General features: G+C 69.8%; 17 protein-coding genes and 2 tRNA genes. 11 read left to right on the top strand and 8 right to left on the bottom strand.

The window, feature by feature from the left end; translation table 11 throughout:
- Window positions 1-3 precede the first annotated feature (3 nt).
- The 6 genes from BJQ94_RS01060 to BJQ94_RS01035 all read left to right on the top strand — a co-directional run bounded on the left by BJQ94_RS01060 (window position 4) and on the right by BJQ94_RS01035 (window position 6,067).
- Window positions 4-1,299 carry an aminotransferase class III-fold pyridoxal phosphate-dependent enzyme gene (locus BJQ94_RS01060; RefSeq protein ID WP_265398953.1) on the top strand — a complete coding sequence of 432 codons (1,296 nt, stop codon included), beginning with the start codon at window positions 4-6 and terminating at the stop codon, window positions 1,297-1,299.
- Window positions 1,296-2,498 (top strand): MFS transporter, encoded by a 1,203-nt coding sequence (locus tag BJQ94_RS01055; protein ID WP_265398954.1) that lies wholly within the window; start codon window positions 1,296-1,298, stop codon window positions 2,496-2,498. Before BJQ94_RS01060 ends, BJQ94_RS01055 begins: the two co-directional genes overlap by 4 nt.
- 143 nt (window positions 2,499-2,641) lie before the next feature.
- The gene (locus BJQ94_RS01050; RefSeq protein WP_265398955.1) at window positions 2,642-3,154 is read left to right on the top strand and encodes a hypothetical protein; all 513 of its coding nucleotides are present in this window, start codon (window positions 2,642-2,644) and stop codon (window positions 3,152-3,154) included.
- A 121-nt stretch (window positions 3,155-3,275) separates the two neighbouring features.
- Window positions 3,276-3,662: a hypothetical protein gene (locus BJQ94_RS01045; RefSeq protein WP_265398956.1), complete on the top strand. Its 387-nt coding sequence runs from the start codon at window positions 3,276-3,278 to the stop codon at window positions 3,660-3,662.
- Window positions 3,663-3,695: 33 nt separating this feature from the next.
- Window positions 3,696-4,433 (top strand): flavodoxin family protein, encoded by a 738-nt coding sequence (locus tag BJQ94_RS01040; protein WP_275875534.1) that lies wholly within the window; start codon window positions 3,696-3,698, stop codon window positions 4,431-4,433.
- A 50-nt stretch (window positions 4,434-4,483) separates the two neighbouring features.
- A complete protein-coding gene (locus BJQ94_RS01035) occupies window positions 4,484-6,067 on the top strand; it encodes a carboxylesterase/lipase family protein (protein ID WP_265398957.1) in 1,584 nt (527 codons plus the stop codon).
- A gap of 12 nt (window positions 6,068-6,079) precedes the next feature.
- Here BJQ94_RS01035 and BJQ94_RS01030 read toward each other — a convergent pair whose 3' ends face one another.
- Window positions 6,080-6,523 carry a helix-turn-helix domain-containing protein gene (locus tag BJQ94_RS01030; protein ID WP_265398958.1) on the bottom strand — a complete coding sequence of 148 codons (444 nt, stop codon included), beginning with the start codon at window positions 6,521-6,523 and terminating at the stop codon, window positions 6,080-6,082.
- Between the two features lie 109 nt (window positions 6,524-6,632).
- Between BJQ94_RS01030 and BJQ94_RS01025 the strand changes: the two genes are divergently transcribed.
- The 3 genes from BJQ94_RS01025 (at window position 6,633) to BJQ94_RS01015 (ending at window position 9,966) form a co-directional block, all read left to right on the top strand.
- Window positions 6,633-7,487, top strand: coding sequence for an SDR family oxidoreductase (locus BJQ94_RS01025; RefSeq protein WP_265398959.1), 855 nt, complete (start codon window positions 6,633-6,635; stop codon window positions 7,485-7,487).
- 125 nt (window positions 7,488-7,612) lie between these two features.
- Window positions 7,613-8,110, top strand: coding sequence for an FBP domain-containing protein (locus tag BJQ94_RS01020; RefSeq protein ID WP_265398960.1), 498 nt, complete (start codon window positions 7,613-7,615; stop codon window positions 8,108-8,110).
- 86 nt (window positions 8,111-8,196) lie between these two features.
- The gene (locus BJQ94_RS01015; RefSeq protein WP_265398961.1) at window positions 8,197-9,966 is read left to right on the top strand and encodes a bifunctional diguanylate cyclase/phosphodiesterase; all 1,770 of its coding nucleotides are present in this window, start codon (window positions 8,197-8,199) and stop codon (window positions 9,964-9,966) included.
- 12 nt (window positions 9,967-9,978) lie between these two features.
- Here the strand turns inward: BJQ94_RS01015 and BJQ94_RS01010 are convergent, their stop codons facing one another.
- A complete protein-coding gene (locus BJQ94_RS01010; protein WP_265398962.1) occupies window positions 9,979-10,485 on the bottom strand; it encodes a metallophosphoesterase in 507 nt (168 codons plus the stop codon).
- A 53-nt stretch (window positions 10,486-10,538) separates the two neighbouring features.
- Here BJQ94_RS01010 and BJQ94_RS01005 point away from each other — a divergent pair, with 53 nt between their 5' ends.
- On the top strand, window positions 10,539-11,528 hold the full coding sequence (locus BJQ94_RS01005; RefSeq protein WP_265398963.1) for a DUF389 domain-containing protein: 990 nt from the start codon (window positions 10,539-10,541) through the stop codon (window positions 11,526-11,528).
- Between the two features lie 75 nt (window positions 11,529-11,603).
- Here the strand turns inward: BJQ94_RS01005 and BJQ94_RS01000 are convergent.
- The 5 genes from BJQ94_RS01000 to serS form a co-directional block, all read right to left on the bottom strand.
- Window positions 11,604-11,694, bottom strand: a tRNA-Ser gene (locus BJQ94_RS01000).
- A 94-nt stretch (window positions 11,695-11,788) separates the two neighbouring features.
- Window positions 11,789-13,063, bottom strand: a complete 1,275-nt coding sequence (locus BJQ94_RS00995; RefSeq protein WP_265398964.1) for an LCP family protein — start codon at window positions 13,061-13,063, stop codon at window positions 11,789-11,791.
- Between the two features lie 42 nt (window positions 13,064-13,105).
- A tRNA-Ser gene (locus BJQ94_RS00990) sits at window positions 13,106-13,190 on the bottom strand.
- A 132-nt stretch (window positions 13,191-13,322) separates the two neighbouring features.
- Window positions 13,323-14,135 (bottom strand): HAD family hydrolase, encoded by an 813-nt coding sequence (locus BJQ94_RS00985; RefSeq protein WP_265398965.1) that lies wholly within the window; start codon window positions 14,133-14,135, stop codon window positions 13,323-13,325.
- Window positions 14,132-15,397 carry a serine--tRNA ligase gene (gene serS / locus BJQ94_RS00980; RefSeq protein WP_265398966.1) on the bottom strand — a complete coding sequence of 422 codons (1,266 nt, stop codon included), beginning with the start codon at window positions 15,395-15,397 and terminating at the stop codon, window positions 14,132-14,134. The genes BJQ94_RS00985 and serS overlap by 4 nt, the downstream gene beginning before the upstream one ends.
- Window positions 15,398-15,447: 50 nt before the next feature.
- Between serS and BJQ94_RS00975 the strand changes: the two genes are divergently transcribed.
- Window positions 15,448-16,485 (top strand): diacylglycerol kinase family protein, encoded by a 1,038-nt coding sequence (locus tag BJQ94_RS00975; RefSeq protein ID WP_265398967.1) that lies wholly within the window; start codon window positions 15,448-15,450, stop codon window positions 16,483-16,485.
- Between the two features lie 18 nt (window positions 16,486-16,503).
- Here BJQ94_RS00975 and pheA read toward each other — a convergent pair whose 3' ends face one another.
- On the bottom strand, window positions 16,504-17,448 hold the full coding sequence (gene pheA / locus BJQ94_RS00970; protein ID WP_265398968.1) for a prephenate dehydratase: 945 nt from the start codon (window positions 17,446-17,448) through the stop codon (window positions 16,504-16,506).
- Between the last annotated feature and the right edge of the window lie 18 nt (window positions 17,449-17,466).

Genomic DNA, 17,466 nt, shown 5'->3' with positions numbered 1-17,466 from the left:
ACCATGAGCCTCGTTCCCGCGCGCACCGCGCCCACCACCCCGTACACCTTCGAGAAGAGCCGCGCCGCATTCGCCCGCGCGCTGAACGTCATCCCCTCCGGCATCTACGGCCACCAGGGCCCCACCGAGGGCTGCTACATCCCGCAGACCTCGTTCCCGCTGTTCTCCTCCCGGGCAGAAGGCACCCGATTCTGGGACCTCGACGACAACGAGTACATCGACTACATGTGCGGCTACGGCCCCAATGTGCTCGGCTACGGCGACCCGGATGTCGACGCCGCCGCCGCCAAGCAGGCCAGGCTCGAAGACGTGGTCACGATCCCCTCCGCCATCATGGTCGACTTCGCCGAGCTGCTCGTGGACACCGTGGCCAGCGCCGACTGGGCCTTCTTCGCCAAGAACGGCGGCGACGCCACCACCCTCGCTGTGCTCACCGCCCGCGCCGCCACCCGGCGCAAGAAGATTGTCTTCATCAACGGTTTCTATCACGGCGTTGCACCGTGGACCCAGAAGCTCGACTACCCCGGCGTGCTCGAGGAGGAGGTGGCGAACAACCTCTACGTGGACTTCAACGACCTGCCCGCCCTGGAGCGCCTGTTCAGTGAGCACCGTGGCAGCATCGCCGGCCTCATCGCCCAGCCGTACATGCACGGCAACTTCACCGACAACACCCTCCCGGAGGCGGGCTACTGGCAAGCCGTGCGGGCGCTCTGCGACGCGCACGGGGTGGTGCTCATCGTCGACGACGTGCGCGCCGGGTTCCGCCTCGACCTGGCCGGGTCCGACCACTACTTCGGGTTCAAGGCCGACCTCATCTGCTTCTGCAAGGCCCTCGCCAACGGCTACAACGTCTCGGCGCTCTGTGGCCGCGAATCGCTGAAGGACACCGTGAGCAGCCTGCACTACACCGGCAGCTACTGGATGAGCGCCATACCGTTCGCGGCCGGCATCGCCACCCTCACCAAGCTCAAGCAGCTGGATGCGCCGGCGCAGTTCCAGCGCCTCGGCACCGAGCTCACGACGGGACTCGTGCAGGCAGGTGCCGAGCACGGCTTCAGCCTGATAGCCTCCGGGGCACCCGCCCTGTTCTACCTCCGCATCGCCGACGACGACTCGCTCATGCTGCACCAGGAGTGGGTGGCCGAATGCGTGCGGCGCGGGGTGTTCTTCACCTCGCACCACAACCACTTCCTCAACGCCGCCCTCACCCAAAACGACATCACCCGCACGCTCGAGATCGCCCACGAGGCCTTCGGCATCGTGCGTTCCCACCACCCCGAACTGGAGCTGACCGCATGAGCGCACCGACGAGCATCCGCACACCCGTCAGTCTCCGGCGATCCCGGGTGGCCGTGAGCGCCAGCTACGCCGCGCAGGGCTTCGGCTACGCCGTGGTCGTCACCTCGCTGCCCAACCTCAAGACCCGGCACGGCATCGACGACACCGTGGTGTCGCTGATCGTGCTGCTGGTCTGCATCGCGGCGGCCGGCGGCTCGCTGCTGGCCGACCGGCTCGCCCTGCGCTGGGGAAGCCGCGTGGCCCTGGTGGTGGGCCTGCTGCTCGAGGCCGTCGCCCTGCCGCTGATCGCCTCGCCGGTGGGACTGCCCGCCTTCATCGCCGCGTTCGCGATCTACGGCGCCGGCCTGGGCATCGTCGACGCCGCGGGGGCGATGCAGGGCGTGCTCGTGCAGCAACGCGTGGGCGTCTCGGTGATGGCCGGCTTCTTCGCCTGGTACACCGGCGCCGCCATCCTGGGCGCCCTGCTGATGTCGGCCGTGGCCGGCACCGCGGCCAACGCCAGCATCGCCCTGGTCGTGGGCGCGATCGTGGCCCTCGCCATCGCCATCGTGGGGGTACGCGGCTTCGACCCACGGCTCACCAAGCTGCCGCCCGCACCGGATGCGGCGCCGCACGGCAAGCTGCCGCACCGGGGCATCGCCCTGTTCGGCACCGTGGTGCTGGCCGCGTTCGTGGTGGACTCCGCGGTGAGCACCTGGAGCACCGTGTACCTGCACGACGTGCTGCTCACCGGCGCCGCGATCGCCCCGCTCGGCTACGCCGCCTACCAGGCCGCGATCCTGGTGACCCGGGTCGGCGCCGACATGCTGGTGCGCCGGTTCGGCCGTGTGATCCTGGCCGTGGTCACCACGGTGCTGGCGATCCTCGGCTGCCTGGTCGTGGCATCCGTGCCCTCCACCTGGGCGGCCGTGGCCGGCTTCGCCCTGGCCGGCTTCGGCGTGGGTGCCCTGGTGCCGCTGGCGTTCAGCGCAGCCGGTGAGCTGCACGAGGCCCGCAGCGACGAGGTGATCGCCAGGGTCAACCTGTTCAACTACGCCGGGGCCGTGCTCGGCGCCGTGCTGGTGGGCCTGCTCGCCGACAGCACCGGACTCGCCCACGCGTTCCTCCTGCCGATGGCGCTGCTCATCCCCGTGCTGTTCCTGGCCCGCCGCTTCGGCCCGCGCCCCGCGCGCGCACTGGCGCCGACCCCCACCCCCTGACCGCGCTCGCGGCGCGCCGCATCCGCCGCACACGGATGTCGCGCGACTCGTTCGCAAACTTCGACCCCTCGTCGCGGAAACTCAGGGTGGAAGTGTGCGAATGAATGCCGCCCACCCGGCGGGCCGCTCGCTAGGCTCGCGACATGGGGAACCCGGGAGCACACAGGTCGCGCCAGAGCATCGTCACCGGCCTAGTCGGGTTGGTGGCGATCGCCGCGTATGCCGCGGTCGGCGCCACGCAGACCCTCGTGTGGAACCCACTCGCCGCCGCCCCCGGCACAACCCTCGACGAGATTCGCGCGGCACTCGGGCGGGCGAATGAGTCGCTCGGCGAGCCACTGGTGCTCGTCTGGGCAATCATCGGCGTGGTTCTGGCCGCTCTCGTGGTCCTTCTCGCCGCCCTGCTCCCCGCGATGCCAGCGCCGGTGGTCCTCGCCACGGATCTCTGGCTGCTTGTCCTGGCCGCTCCAGCCCACATGTTCGTCGCCTTCGGGGCTGGGATGTCGCTCGCCGATACCTTCGGGATCAGCGGCGGCGACCACGCTCCCTGGGGAGCACTCCTGTACGCCATCAGCGCCGTAGCCCTCCTCGCGCTGGTCGCGACCACGCTCCGGCAGGTCCTCCGCGCCCGGCACGCGGCCCTCCCCGCGGCCTGACTCAGGGTTGAGACGTTTCATTTGCGGACTTCGCACCTTCGTTTCCGAAACGAAGGTGCGAAGTCCGCAATTGAACGGAATGAACGCTCGGGAGGCATCCGCTGCTCGCTAGGGTGAGGCCATGACGCAGCTGCGGAACAGGATCGCCCAGGTCGACGCGCGGATCTGGTTCGGGTGCGCGCTGGCGCTCTCGGCCGCCGGTCACGTCGTGCGGGAGACGTCGTTCTCGCCATGGTTGGTCCTGCACGCTCTCATCCTCGCCGGCATCTGGCGCGGCAGTCAGGTCGCCTGGCGGTTGCTGGTCACGCTCACTGCGGTCCACGCCGCCCTGCTGCTCATCTTCGGCGTAGCCTCCCTGTTCACCACCGCCCTGACCATAGACATCAACGGATGGGGTCTCGCCGCCGACGGCGCCGCCCTACTGCTGCTCGTGGCGTTCCGCGGCAGCCGGCTGCGCGCCATCCGCATCGCCGCCACCCACGCTGAACCGGCGCGCGCACCGGCCTAGACGAGGCCGGGGGTTCGGTGCTTGACTGCCCCCATGCCGCACACGACCAGGAACACGCAGGCCTCGTTCGATTACCAGGGTCTGCGCGCCCTGTTCATCAACTGCACCCTCAAGCGCAGCCCGGAGATCAGCAACACCCAGGGCATCATCACCCTCAGCGCGCACCTCATGCGCGAACAGGGCGTGCACGTCGAGGTCATCCGCGCCATCGACCACGACATCGCCACCGGCGTCTACCCCGATATGACCACGCACGGCTGGGCCACGGATGCCTGGCCGGCGCTATTCGACAAGGTCGCCGCCGCAGACATCCTGGTGCTCGGCGGTCCGATTTGGCTCGGCGACAACAGTTCGGTCACCAAGCGGGTCATCGAGCGGCTCTACGCGATGTCGGGCGAGTTCAACGACAAGGGCCAGTACATCTACTACGGCAAGGTGGGCGGCGCCATCATCACCGGCAACGAAGACGGCGTGAAACACTGCACGTCCAACATCCTCTACAGCCTGCAGCACATCGGCTACACGATCCCGCCCGCGGCCGACGCCGGCTGGATCGGCGAGATCGGCCCGGGGCCCAGCTATCTGGATGCGGGCTCCGGCGGCCCCGAGAACGAGTTCACCAACCGCAACACCACGTTTATGACCTGGAACCTCATGCACCTCGCGGCGATCCTCAAGGCCAACCGGGGCATCCCCGCCTACGGCAACCTGCGGCAGGAGTGGGACGCCGGCGAGAGGTTCGGGTTCGAACCGAACCCGGAATACCGGTAGCAGCACCGCCGGGAGACGTCCGGGACCACCCCGGCAAGGAGGGAGACACCGTGCGCGGCCTGTCCCCGAACCCGGCCAGGAACGGCCTGACCCGGCCGGCCCCCTCGTGGCCGCTGGATGTGCGCGTGACCGGAGGCCTGGTGCGGGGAGTCTCCAACGACGGGATCCTGAGCTGGCGCGGCATCCCCTATGCCGCGGCGCCGGTCGGGCCGCTGCGGTTCCGCGCCCCGCAGCCGGTGCGCCCCTGGCCGGGCACGCGCCAGGCCGGCGAGTTCGGTCCCGTCGCCCCGCAGGACCGCGGCACCCAGTTCAAGGGCGTCGACCGGCGCACCCGTATGGGCGAGGACTGCCTGAGCGTGAACGTGCAGCGCCCGGCAGACACCGCCCCTGACACCAGCCTGCCGGTGATGGTGTTCATCCACGGCGGCGGCTACAGCGCCGGGTCTTCCCAGGACCACTCCGGCCGCGGCGAGAGTTTCGTGCGCACCGGCCGGGTGATCTACGTGAGTTTCAACTACCGGCTCGGCGCCCTGGGCTACCTCGACTTCAGCCGGTTCGCCACACCGGCCCGCCCGTTCGAGAGCAATCTGGGCCTGCGCGACCAGGTCGCCGCGCTCGAGTGGGTGCGGGACAACATCCGCGCCTTCGGCGGCGACCCGCACAACGTCACGGTCTTCGGCGAGTCCGCCGGCGGCAACGCCGTGATCACCCTGCTCGCCACCCCGGCGGCGGCCGGCCTGTTCGCCCAGGCCATCGCGCAGAGCCCGCCGTCCAACGCCGCGTACACGCCGGAGCTGGCCGGGCGGTGGGCGGCCGAGTTCGTCGAGGTGCTGCGGCACTCCCGTGCGCCGGAGCTCGCCGGCGGTCGCCGGCCCGCCGCCGAGCTACTGGCCGCCGCGTCCTGGCCCGCGCTGGTGCGCGCCGCGTTGGTGCTGCAACGTCGCACTCCGGATGTCGACCCCGGCACCTTCTGCATGGCCCCGGTCGTCGACGGCGCCTTCCTGCCCGAACGGCCGCTGGACGCCTTCCGGCACGGCCGCGCCCACCCGGTGCCGCTCATCATCGGCACGAACGACAGGGAGGGGTCGATCTTCCGCGGCCGGGTCGACATCCTGCCCCGCTCCACCCGGCGCATCCAGTCGCTCTTCGACAGCGCTCCGCCGCACTCGCACCCGATCATGCGCTCGGTGTACTCCGCCCTGCCGGCCGCGCATGCCGAGGCCGACTTCAGCGGCGACTACGCGTTCTGGTTCCCCAGCGTGCAGGTGGCCGAACTGCACTCCAGGGTGGCGCCGGTCTTTCTGTACCGCTTCGACCTGGCGCCACGCCTGATGCGGCTGCTGGGCCTCGACGCCACCCACGGCCTTGAACTCCTGGCCCTCTTCGGCCGCGGCACCGAGCCCCGGATGCGCACGCTCACCGCCCTCGGCGGCCGCGAAAGCTTCCTCGGCACCGGCGAGCGGATGCGCGCCCACTGGCTGCGCTTCGCCAGCACCGGCCTGACCGGGGTCGGCTGGCCGGCCTACACCGAGGGCGACCGGCTCACCCTGATCTTCGACGAGGCCGACCGGGTGGAGTCAGATCCCCGCGGCGAGCGCCGGGTGGCGTGGCTGCAGTTCCTGCCGGACCTCTGAGCCCGAACCGGGTCAGCGCCCGCCCACGATGTCGCCGGCGTTCGCGCCCACCCAGCGCACCAGCGGGATGAGGTGGGCCGCGAGTTCGTGCCCGCGGTCGGTAAGGCTGTAGTCCACCCGGGGCGGAATGGTCGGCTGCGCCTCCCGGTGCACCAGACCGTCGGCCTCGAGGGTGCGCAGGGTCTGCGCGAGCATCTTCTCGCTGATGCCCTCGATACCGCGGCGCAGTTCGCCCCAGCGCAGGCTGGTCTCCGCCAGGGCCACGATCACGAGCACGCCCCACTTGCTCGTGACGTGGTCGAGGACCACCCGGCTTGCGCATCCCGCCGCGAAGACATTCGCCGCCGGCGCCTCGCCGTCGGCCGGAACGACGTCGCCGACCAGCCGGGCCAGGCGGTCGCGCACGGCACCCTCGGCGGCGGGCGGGGCGGCAGGAGCGGTCAGGTCGGTGGTCATGGAAAGTAGCTTACCAAAAGGTGGGTACCTGCGGTTGGGAAGTAATGGGCGGGGGTGCCGGTTACACCTCCCAGAAGGCGCGCGACTGCGCGCTACGAAGGGAAACCCCATGTCTATCGTCGTCACCGGAGCCACCGGCCAGCTCGGCCACCTCATCGTCGAGCACCTCATCAACCGCGGCGTCACCCCGTCCGAGATCACCGCAGTGGGCCGCAACACCGCCAAGCTTGCCGATCTGGCCGCGACGGGTGTGGCCACGGCGGTCATCGACTACACCGACCCGGCCAGCCTCGTCGCCGCGTTCACCGGCGCCGACGTTCTGATGCTCGTCTCCGGCAGCGAGGTGGGCCAGCGTGTCGCGCAGCACACCAACGCCATCACCGCCGCCGCCGCCGCGGGCGTGGGCCGCATCGTCTACACCAGCGCTCCGAAGGCCACGACCTCGGCCCTGATCCTCGCCCCGGAGCACAAGGCCACCGAGGAGGCCCTGGTAGCGTCCGGCGTTCCCTTCACGATCCTGCGCAACGGCTGGTACACCGAGAACTATGCCGCCGCCGTCCAGCAGGCCCGCGACAGCGGCGTCTACCTCACCAGCGCCGGCGACGGCCGCGTCGCGAGCGCCTCGCGAAGCGACTACGCCGAGGCCGCCGCCGTGGTTCTCACCACCCCCGGCCACGAGAACACGGTCTACGAGCTCGCCGGCGATGTCGCCTGGTCGGGCACCGAGATGGCCGAGGCCCTCACCGAGGTCGTCGGCCGCCCGGTCGTCTTCACGGCCGTCTCTCCGGAGGAGCACACCGCCATCCTCACCGGCGCGGGCCTGGACGGCGGCACCGTCGGTTTCGTCGTCGCCCTGGACGGCAACACCCGCGACGGCCTGCTGGCCGGCGGATCGAACGATCTGGCCACCCTGATCGGCCACCCCACCACCCCGCTGGTGGACGGACTGCGCGCGGTCGCGTAACCCACGGCGGCGCTCCCGCCGCAACCCTTTCGCATCCGCCCCCGGCCCGCCCAGCGCGCCGGGGGCGCTGCCATTGAGCCTGCCGAAAGGCTCGACTACGCTGTACGGATCATCGGAGGGAGATCATGAAACCACTGACCGCGTCCGAGATCCGGGGTTCCTTCGTGAACGCCACGGCCGACGAGATCGCCCGGATACCGCTCCCCGGGCTGCACGAGACCATCTGGTCCGAACGCGAGTACCTGGGCTGGCGCGACCCGCAGTCGCCTCAGCGTGGCTACATCGTGTTCTGGCGCGGCGACACCCCGCTGGGCATGGTGCTGCGAGCCGCAACCGGGGGGCCGGGCCGCTCCATGTCGGCGTTCTGTTCCCTGTGCCGCACGCAACAGCCGGCGCACCAGGTGAGCCTGTTCAGTGTGCCCAAGGCCGGCCAGGCCGGCCGGGACGGCAACACCGTCGGCACCTACATCTGCTCCGACCTGGCCTGCTCAACCCTCATCCGCATTCTGCCGCCGCCGTCGCAGATGCAGCCCAACCCCGCCGAGATGGTCGCGACCCGCGGCGCCGGGCTGCTCGCCCGCCTCGAGGGGTTCACCGACGAGGTGCTCAAGCCCGCTGAATAATCGTTGTCCCGCGGTTGGGGGCGCTGGCAGTAGATTGAGGTCAACCCGGTGAAGAAGCCGATGATTGTGGGGCAGGGGGTGGGGGCATGGCGCGCTCTGCTCGGCGCCCCGGAGTGGGCTATCGTCCCGGCCTGTTCAACGCCGCCGATTCCGCCGGAATCCTGCTGGGCATCGCCCAGTTCGGATTCGGCCTTCCCCTGTTCCTGTACGGCGTTCATGGCATGCTGCAAAACGACGAGCGAGACGGCGTGCTTCTCGTCGTCGGCGCAGCCCTGCTCGTCTCCGGGGCGATCACGGTGTGCTTCCGGCGCCGGATGCGCGTGCCGCTCCGCCACCTCGTCCTGTGCTGGATGGGAGTCATGGGCCTCCTCTGCCAGGCGGCCACCGGCGATCAGGCCATCACGTTCACCTTCGCCTGGACCCCGAGCCTGCTCGCGCTGATCGCCTTCGCGGTGATCCCCGCGGCGCAATCACTGTTCTACCCGATCATCTTCATCCCGCTGTCGCTCATCACCCTCGCGGTGCACCCCGGGGCCGCCCCGGCCGATGTCGCCATGTCGGCGCTCCTCATGCTGGCGACGGGGCTTGGCCTCACCTGGTTCGCCCGCAGCGCGCTCCTGGCCGAGACCGACGAGCTCACCGGCATCCCCAACTTCGGCGGCTTCGAGCAGATCCTCAGCGCCGCGATGCGGGACGCCGCGCCCACGGAACTGCTCTCCCTGGTGCGGCTGGACATCAACGAGTTCGCCCTGGTCAACCGGCGCGAGGGCTTGGAGGGCGGCGACGCGGCCATGGTGGCCTTCGTCACCGGGGTCTCCGCGGCACTACCGGCCACCGCCACCATGGCGCGGATGGAGGGTGACGCGTTTGCGATCCTGCTGCCCGCGCACACCTCAACCCAGGCACGCGACCTGCTGGTGCGCATCCAGGGGCAGGTGGCGGGGTTCTCGGCCGGAATCTCTTCCCGGGACGGCGACGAGTCGCAGACCGAGTTCTTCGGCCGGGCAGGCAAGGCGCTGTTCGAGGCGCAGCGGGTCGGCCGCGGCAAGATCATCACCCATGGCGGCTACTACGCCTCCCCATCCGCCGTGCGGGACGGGCTGCGCAACGGCGAGTTCTTCCTGCGCTTCCAGCCCGTGATCGACCTGGCCACCGGAGTCGCGGTCGGCGCCGAGTCCTTGGTGCGCTGGCAACACCCCACCAGGGGCCTGGTGTCGCCGGCCGAATTCATCCCGCTCTGCGAGGCGAGCGGCTCGATCCAGGTGCTGGGGCAGTGGGTGGTGCGCGAGTCGATCGCCGAGGCGGCGACCTGGCGGCGGCTGCGCCGGTGGGACCGCCAAGCGGTGAGCGTGTCGATCAACGCGTCGGCCCGGGAGCTGGCCTCCGCCGGCTACGGCGATTTTGTGCTCGCCGAGTGCGCGGCGGTGGGTTTCCCGGCCGACCTGGTGCGCATCGAGGTCACCGAAACCGACTTCGGCACCGACGCCGCCGACGTGCGCGCCAACATCCGGGTGCTGCGGGACGCCGGCGTGCGCATCTCGATGGACGATTTCGGCACAGGCCACTCGAGCCTGTCCAGGCTCACCGAGATCGACCTGGACGTGATCAAGATCGACCAGTCCTTCGTGGCCCTGATCACCCCCGACCGTGATTCGCCGGTGGCCGACCTCACCATCAAGATGGCGGCGTCGCTCGGCCTCGACGTGATCGCCGAGGGTGTCGAAACCGAGGCGCAGGCCGAATGGCTGCGGGTGAGAGGCTGTAAATTCGCGCAGGGCTACCTGTATTCACGGCCGGTGCCGTCCGAGGATTTCGTGGCCAGGTTCCTTGATCTGCGGTCCACCTCCCGGTCCTGAAATTCGGCGGCCTTAGTCCGGAGTGACCGGAACCAGGGTCACCTCGGTGAGCTGCCCGGCGTCGGCGACGGCCGTGAGATAGGTGTGCACAGGCTGCCGCCGCCGGTCGGTGGGCGAGCCGGGGTTGAGCAGGCGCAGGCCGCCGGGCGAGACCGTGTCCCAGGGAATGTGGCTGTGCCCGAACACGAGAACGTCCGTGGCGGGGAAGGCGGCATCCGCGCGCGCCTCCCGCCCCGCGGCGGCGCCGGTCTCGTGGATCATGGCGAACCGGATGCCCTCGATCGTGTCCCTGGCGATCTCCGGCAGCACCGCCCGGAGGCCGGCGCCGTCGTTGTTGCCGTACACGCCCAGCAGCGCCCTGGCCCGCGCGCTGAGCTCGTCAAACAGGGCGAGGTCGACCCAGTCGCCCGCGTGCAGCACCACATCGGCGTCGTCCACGGCTCGCCAGACCTGCTCGGGCAGGCGCCGGGCACGCAGGGGAACGTGGGTGTCCGAGATCAGCAGCAGTCTGGTGGCCATGCCCCATTCTGGCGCGCCTACCCCCGACAGCGCTGCGGGGATAGGTTCACAGCGTGGCCGACCGGTTCAACACCTCAGCTGACATGCGCGACGCCGTCTTCTTCGACGGCTCGTCGTCCGGTGCGCGGTACTCCAGGTTCTGGATGCTGCTGGTGCTGGCCTCGATCATCGCTTCGGCGGGCATCGTGGGCGACTCCACGGCCACCGTCATCGGCGCCATGATCGTGGCACCCCTGATGACGCCGATCCTCGGCACCATGCTTGCCACGGTGCTGGGCGACCGGGCCAACCTGGGGCGGTCGCTGCTGCTCGTGCTCGGCGGCGCCGCGGCCGCGGTGCTGATCGGCTTCGCGGTCGGGCTGCTCGTGCAGACACCGGTGCTGGCCGCCACCAACGCCCAGGTCGCCGCCCGGGTGAGCCCCCGGCTGATCGACCTGTTGGCGGCGCTGGGCACCGGCGTCGTCGGCTCGGTGGCGCTGGTGCGCCGGGACATCTCCGACACGCTGCCCGGCGTCGCGATCGCCATCTCCCTCGTGCCGCCACTCTCCGTAGCCGGCCTCGTGCTCGAATCCGGGTCGGTCGCCCAGTTCCTGGGCGCCCTGCTCTTGTTCCTCACCAACGTCGTCGCGATCCTCGGCACCGGCATCGTGGTGATGTCGGTCTACGGCGTGAGCCGGCTCACCCGCCGGCGAGCGCCAGGCGACCACACCGCACCGAGCCTGCTGGCCCCCGTGGCCCTGCTCGCCGGCATGCTGGTGCTCATCGGCATTCCGCTCACCGTCACGAGCGTCACCGTCACCGCGCAGAGCAACCTCGAGGGCACCGTGCAGACCGTGGGCCGGGACTGGGCCGCCGGCGTCGGCTGGTCGGTCACCGGCGTCTCGACGCAGGGCACCGAGGTGATCCTGCACGTGCAGGGCACCCCACCGGCGCCAGGGACCGCTGAGCTGGAAACGGCGCTGGCCGCGGCCGGCGTCGACCCGGAGCGGGTCACCGTGGACCTCACTCCGGTGACCGTCGTCAGGCTCTCGCGAGTTCCATGACGCGGCAGACTCGCCGGGCACCTCGTGCACGAAAAACCCGCCCCATCGGAGTGATGAGGCGGGTTTTTTGAAGAGCGGAGACGGAGGGATTTGAACCCTCGGTGCCCCGTGAGGGGCACTCCACCTTAGCAGGGTGGTGCACTAAGCCGGGCTATGCGACGTCTCCCGAGCGAGAGCTTTCGCAAACGCACATCCACCATACTAACGGCACCGCGGCATCCGTTTGCACATTGGCTCAACGGATGCCGCGGACGGAGGTCTTACTGGTCCTCGACGGCCCGTCCGGCCGAGCAGGTGAGCTGCGAGGCGTCCTGCCCGTAGACGTTCGACGGGAGGGCAGTCGCCGTGTCCGTCGGTTCCGCGGCGGGGTCCGCAGCGGGGTCGGCAGTGGCAGCAGGGTCCGCCGTCGCCGCGGGGTCCGCAGTCGCCGCGGGATCGGCGACCGACAGGTAGCTGGCGTCGCCGGGATCCAGCGTCGGGGAGACATCCGCGTTGATATCGGCGATCAGGTCGGCGGCAGCGGTCTCGTCCGGTTCGACGCCCCCGTCAACGTAGTTGACCGGGTACTGCACGAAGACGACCTTCTCGAGCGGGATGTCCTTGAGGGCCATGGCGATGGACACCATGGTGTCCATGCTCTGCAGTGACGTGGACAGCTCCATGTTGTCGACGGCGGCCTTGGCGATGGAATAGAGCTTGAGCGGGTCGCTGAGGGTTTCGGCGCTCTTCAGGGTGCGCACGAGCGAGGACAGGAACACCTGCTGGTTGCTGATGCGGCCCAGGTCGCTGCCGTCGCCGACGCCGTGGCGGGTGCGCAGGAATTGCAGGGCCTCGAGGCCCTTGAGCTCGTGTTCGCCGGCGCTGAGGTTGAGGTCGGTGTACTCGTCGACGATGGGCTCGGCGATACACACGGGCACTCCGCCGACCGCCTCGGACATCGCGGCCACACCGTTGAACTGGATGAGCGCGGCATAGGGGATCGACAGGCCGGTGAGCGCCTCGACGGTTTTGACCGTGCAGGCCAGGCCGCCGTAGTTGAGCGTGGTGTTGATCTTCTGGCTGCTCATGGCGCTGAAGTCGCCGCCGTTGGGATCCGGGCAGGACGGGATCGGCACGAAGGTGTCCCGGGGAAAACTGATTACCGTGGCGCTGCTGTGGTCTTCGGCGATGTGCATGAGCATCGTCACGTCGTTGAGCACGGCGGTTTCCTCGGCGGGATCGCCGAAGCCGTCGCCCTGGCCTTCGCGGCTGTCGCTGCCGACGAGCAGCAGGTTGGCGCCGCCGTCGATCGAGTCGATCTTGGGAGCGGGGCCGTCGGTCTCGTTCTCGAGCACGACGGCGGGCTTCACACTGGAGGCCACGTTGAGGGTGGCGAGAGCCGCGACGGACACCCCGCTGACCATGACAACGGCGAGCGCGCCGGCGAGGACCTTGGCGACGTTGGCGAACGCGTTGGACCGCTTGAGCCTGCCGTGCCTGGCGATGGTGCTGATCTGCTTTGATCGTTTCGAGCGGGGGCGCAACTGGTCGCTCACTCAGATCCTTTCGTCATTATGCAGGTGCAGCGCCTCGCGGCGCGGAGGGCGTGGGATTCGAACCCACGAGACATTTCTGCCCACCAGTTTTCAAGACTGGCTCCATCGGCCGCTCGGACAGCCCTCCCGTGTTCGTCGCCGGAGGCGTCCCGTGCGGGGCGTGATCCAACTTCGAACTGCGCCCGATCTTAGCCGATCACGGAATGTGCAGCCTGACACGCCAGTCTGGCAAGGTCCTGCACAGGCGTACGGCTCCTTGCTAGAGGCTGCTCAGGACCACGGCGAGGCCGTCGTCGTCGACACTCACGGTGAGTTCGCTGGCCGCTTCGAGCACGTCCTCCGGCGACTGTCCCATGGCCACACCGCGTCCCTGGGCGCCGGCCCAGAGCAGCATGTCGATGTCGTTGCGACCGTCCCCGACGGCCATCACCCGACTGCGCGGGATGCCGATCTCCGCGCGCACCCGCTCCATGGCCGTGGCCTTGTTCACGCCGTCCGGCGCGATATCGAGCCAGGCGGTCCACCCGATCGCATAGCTCACCCGGTTGAGGCCCATCTGTTCCACCACCTGGAGGAAGTCCTCCATGTCGTGGTCAGGTGACACCACGACGACGCGGGTGGCGTCGTGCAGGAGCAGCTCCTCGAAGTCGACGTGTTCGCTGTCGATGCCGATGGTGGCGTCCGGGAACGGCTCGGTGTAGCGGTAGTAGCCGTGCTCGTCTTCGACGGCGTATCTGGCGCTGGAGAGGTGTGAGCGGATGGAGAGGAGCACGTCGCTCGGGTCGAACGTCTCCACCCATTCGCGTCGGTAGCCCATTGGCGCATCCGCGTCACGGTGCAGCGTGATGGCGCCGTTGGAGCAGACCACGAACTGCGGGGTGATCTCGAGCCTGTCCAGCACGGGCAGGGTCGCGGCGGCGCTGCGTCCGGTGGCGAGCATGATCTCGTGCCCGGCCTCTGACACCCGGCGGATCTGCCTGATCACGGCCTCGCTGATGGAGCCGTCTTCGTGCAGGGTCGTGCCGTCGATGTCGAGGGCAATGAGCCAGGGGGCGTCAGTGACGACGGTCATCGGATGGGCGTGAGCACGTCGAGTCCGCCGAGGTACGGTCGCAGCGCCTCCGGCACGATGACCGAGCCGTCGGCCTGCTGGTGGGTCTCCAGGATCGCGACGATCCACCGCGTGGTGGCCAGGGTGCCGTTGAGGGTGGCGACCGGGGCGGTCTTGCCCGACTCGGTGCGGTAGCGGATGTCGAGGCGGCGCGCCTGGTAGCTCGTGCAGTTGCTGGTGCTGGTGAGCTCGCGGTACGCGTTCTGGGTGGGCACCCAGGCCTCGATGTCGAACTTGCGGGCGGCGCTGGAGCCGAGGTCGCCGGCGGCGACGTCGATCACGCGGTAGCTCAGGCCGAGGGCCTGCAGCATGCCTTCCTGCAGGGCCACGAGGCGGGCGTGCTCGGCCTCGGCGTTCTCCGGCAGCACGTAGGTGAACATCTCGAGCTTGTTGAACTGGTGCACCCGGATGATGCCGCGGGTGTCCCGGCCGCCCGAACCGGCCTCGCGGCGGTAGCAGGTGGACCAGCCGGCGTAGCGCAGCGGGCCGTCGGTGAGGTCGAGGATCTCGTCGCTGTGGTACCCGGCGAGCGCGACCTCGCTGGTGCCGGTGAGGTAGAGGTCGTCCGCGGGCAGGTAGTAGATCTCGTCGGCGTGCTCGCCGAGGAACCCGGTGCCGTCCATGATCTCTGGGCGCACCAGGGTGGGCGTGATCATGGGGATGAAGTCGGCCGCGAGGGCGTGGTCGAGCGCCATGTTCATCAGCGCGATCTCGAGCCTGGCGCCGATACCGCGCAGGAAGTAGAAGCGGGCCCCCGACACCTTGGCGCCCCGGTTCATGTCGATGGCGCCGAGCATCTCGCCGAGTTCGAGGTGGTCGCGGGCCTCGAAGTCGAAGGTGGGGATCTCGCCGTGGGTGCGCAGGGTGGCGAAGTTGTCTTCGCCGCCGGCGGGCACGCCGTCGATGATCGGGTTGGCGATGGTGCGCATCACGGTGGTGAAGCGGGCCTCGGCCTCTGCGGCGACGACACCGGCCGCCTTGACCTCGGCGGCGAGGCTCTGAGCCTGGGCGACGAGCGCCTTCTTCTCGGCTGGCGGGGCCTGGGCCACCGTCTTGCCGAAGGCGTTCTGCGACGCGCGCAGAGCTTCGAACGCGGTGATCGAGGCTCGTCGCTCGGCGTCGGCGGCGAGCGCCTCGTCGACGGCGTCGACGGAATCCCCCCGCGCCTCCTGCGATCGCTTGACGAGGTCGGGATTTTCGCGTAACAGCACCGGATCAATCACTCGGCCAGTCTACAAGCGCAGCCCGCACCCCCTTGCTATAGCCTGTGCGGGTGCAGCCCTCCAGTTCGGCCTCTGAATCGACCTCCAGTGATGACAGCCCTGCCGAGCGCCGCGCCGCGGTGATCTACAACCCGGTGAAGACGGATGCCGTGCGGCTGATGGCCGGCGTCACCGCTGTCGCCGAGGCGGCCGGGTGGGCCGAAACCCTGTGGTTCGAGACCTCGGTGGCGGACCCGGGCCAGCGGGTGACCCGTCAGGCGCTGCGCCACGGCGTGGATCTGGTGCTGGTGGCGGGTGGCGACGGAACTGTGCGCGCCGTGGCGGAGTCCCTGCGCGCCTCCGAAGTGCCGCTCGGCGTGCTGCCGGTGGGAACCGGCAACCTGCTGGCCCGCAACCTGCAGCTGCCCCTGAACAGCCTCGACGACGCGATCGGTATCGCCTTCACCGGCGACACCAAGGCCATCGACCTCGGGGTGGCGTCCGTCACCTTCCCCGATGAGCGTATCGACGACCATGTCTTCCTGGTCATGGCCGGCCTCGGCCTCGACGCGCAGATGATCGCCGCCACCCGCCCCGACCTGAAGAAGCAGGTGGGCTGGCTGGCCTACGTCGACGCCGGCATGCGCGCCATCCCCAAGGCCGAACCGTTCCGGATCCGCTACAACCTGGGCACCCGCAGCGAGCACCAGGCGACGGTGAGCACGATCCTGATCGCCAATTGCGGGCTGCTGCCCGGCAACATCCAGTTCCTGCCCGACGCGCTCATCGACGACGGCATCCTCGACATCGCCGTGCTGCAGCCCAAGGGCTTCCTGGGCTGGCTGAAGATCTGGCGGCGGGTCACCTGGCAGAACGGCGTGCTGCGACGCTCGGCGGTGGGCCGGCGCATCATCGAACTCACCGAGACCGACAACGAACGCGCCATGACCACCCTGCTCGGCACCGACATCCGGATCGTGCCGGAGAAACCGCAGGAGTTCGAACTGGACGGTGACGAGTTCGGCCTGGTGAAGAGCGTGTTCCTGCGCGCTGACGCCGGCGCCTTGCTGGTGCGGGTGCCCGCCGCACGCCAGGTGAGCGCGGCCTGAGCCGGGCGCCCTGGACGGTTAGGCCGTGGGCTCCCCCGCCACCAGACCGCGCAGCCAGTCCCTGGCTTCGATGAAGACCTCGTCGTCGTACCGGTCGGTGAACACATTGGGCGCCTTGTCGGCCCGCGGGTAGGAGCCGAGGAAGATGACCTTGGGGCTGAACCGGCGCAGGCCCAACAGGGCGTCGGCGACACGTTCGTCGAGGATGTGCCCGTCGGCGTCGATGACGAACCGGTAGCGGCCGAGGGAGTCGCCGATCGGTCGGGACTGGATCAGGCTGAGGTTGACGCCGCGGGTGGCGAATTGCTCGAGCATCTCGAGCAGGGCTCCGGCCCGGTCCTCTGGCAGTTCCACGATGACGCTGGTCTTGTCCGCGCCGGTGGGCGCCGGGATCACGGTGGTGCGGCCGACGAGCACGAACCGGGTCACGGCGTTGGGGTTGTCGCCGATGTTGCGGGCCAGCACAACGAGGTCGTGGTGCTTCTCGATGCCGGGCGGCGCCACGGCGGCATCCGCCGGGCCCGGCTCGAACAGGGCAGCGGCGGCGGCCACATTGCTCGACGAGGGGATGTGGCCGTGCTTGGGCAGGGTGCTCTCCAGCCAGCTGCGGCACTGGGCGTACGCCACCGGATGCGCGTTCACGATCTTGACGTCGTCCAGGGTGGTACCGGGGCGGGCGACGAGCACGAAGTTGACCGGCACAAGGTATTCGCCGATGATCCGCAGGTTCGGCACGCTGGCGAGGGCGTCCTGGGTGGCGCTCACGCCGCCGTCGACGGAGTTCTCGATGGCGATCATGGCGGCGACGCTGCGGCCGCTCACGACGTCGGCGAAGGCCTCACCCACATTGTTGACGGCTCGCCACGGCAGGCCCTGGGCCTCTGGCACCTGGGCGAGGGCGGCCTCGGTGAAGGTCCCGGCCGGCCCAAGGAAGCTGTAGTGCACATCGGGAGTCTCTGGCATGGCTCACAGCCTAGTTGG

Source organism: Cryobacterium sp. SO2, from assembly GCF_026151165.2.
GTDB lineage: Bacteria > Actinomycetota > Actinomycetes > Actinomycetales > Microbacteriaceae > Cryobacterium.
Note: the sequence above shows the minus strand (reverse complement) of the source record. Positions and strands in the feature narration are given on the sequence as shown.

What these genes read in the sequence shown, in the direction of transcription:
- BJQ94_RS00985 (WP_265398965.1), bottom strand. Translation starts at nt 14,135, where the DNA reads ATGACCGTCGTCACTGACGCCCCCTGGCTCATTGCCCTCGACATCGAC.
- BJQ94_RS01060 (WP_265398953.1), top strand. Translation starts at nt 4, where the DNA reads ATGAGCCTCGTTCCCGCGCGCACCGCGCCCACCACCCCGTACACCTTC.
- BJQ94_RS01050 (WP_265398955.1), top strand. Translation starts at nt 2,642, where the DNA reads ATGGGGAACCCGGGAGCACACAGGTCGCGCCAGAGCATCGTCACCGGC.
- BJQ94_RS01025 (WP_265398959.1), top strand. Translation starts at nt 6,633, where the DNA reads ATGTCTATCGTCGTCACCGGAGCCACCGGCCAGCTCGGCCACCTCATC.
- pheA (WP_265398968.1), bottom strand. Translation starts at nt 17,448, where the DNA reads ATGCCAGAGACTCCCGATGTGCACTACAGCTTCCTTGGGCCGGCCGGG.
- BJQ94_RS01040 (WP_275875534.1), top strand. Translation starts at nt 3,696, where the DNA reads ATGCCGCACACGACCAGGAACACGCAGGCCTCGTTCGATTACCAGGGT.
- BJQ94_RS01030 (WP_265398958.1), bottom strand. Translation starts at nt 6,523, where the DNA reads ATGACCACCGACCTGACCGCTCCTGCCGCCCCGCCCGCCGCCGAGGGT.
- BJQ94_RS01055 (WP_265398954.1), top strand. Translation starts at nt 1,296, where the DNA reads ATGAGCGCACCGACGAGCATCCGCACACCCGTCAGTCTCCGGCGATCC.
- BJQ94_RS01045 (WP_265398956.1), top strand. Translation starts at nt 3,276, where the DNA reads ATGACGCAGCTGCGGAACAGGATCGCCCAGGTCGACGCGCGGATCTGG.
- BJQ94_RS01020 (WP_265398960.1), top strand. Translation starts at nt 7,613, where the DNA reads ATGAAACCACTGACCGCGTCCGAGATCCGGGGTTCCTTCGTGAACGCC.
- BJQ94_RS01015 (WP_265398961.1), top strand. Translation starts at nt 8,197, where the DNA reads ATGGCGCGCTCTGCTCGGCGCCCCGGAGTGGGCTATCGTCCCGGCCTG.
- BJQ94_RS01010 (WP_265398962.1), bottom strand. Translation starts at nt 10,485, where the DNA reads ATGGCCACCAGACTGCTGCTGATCTCGGACACCCACGTTCCCCTGCGT.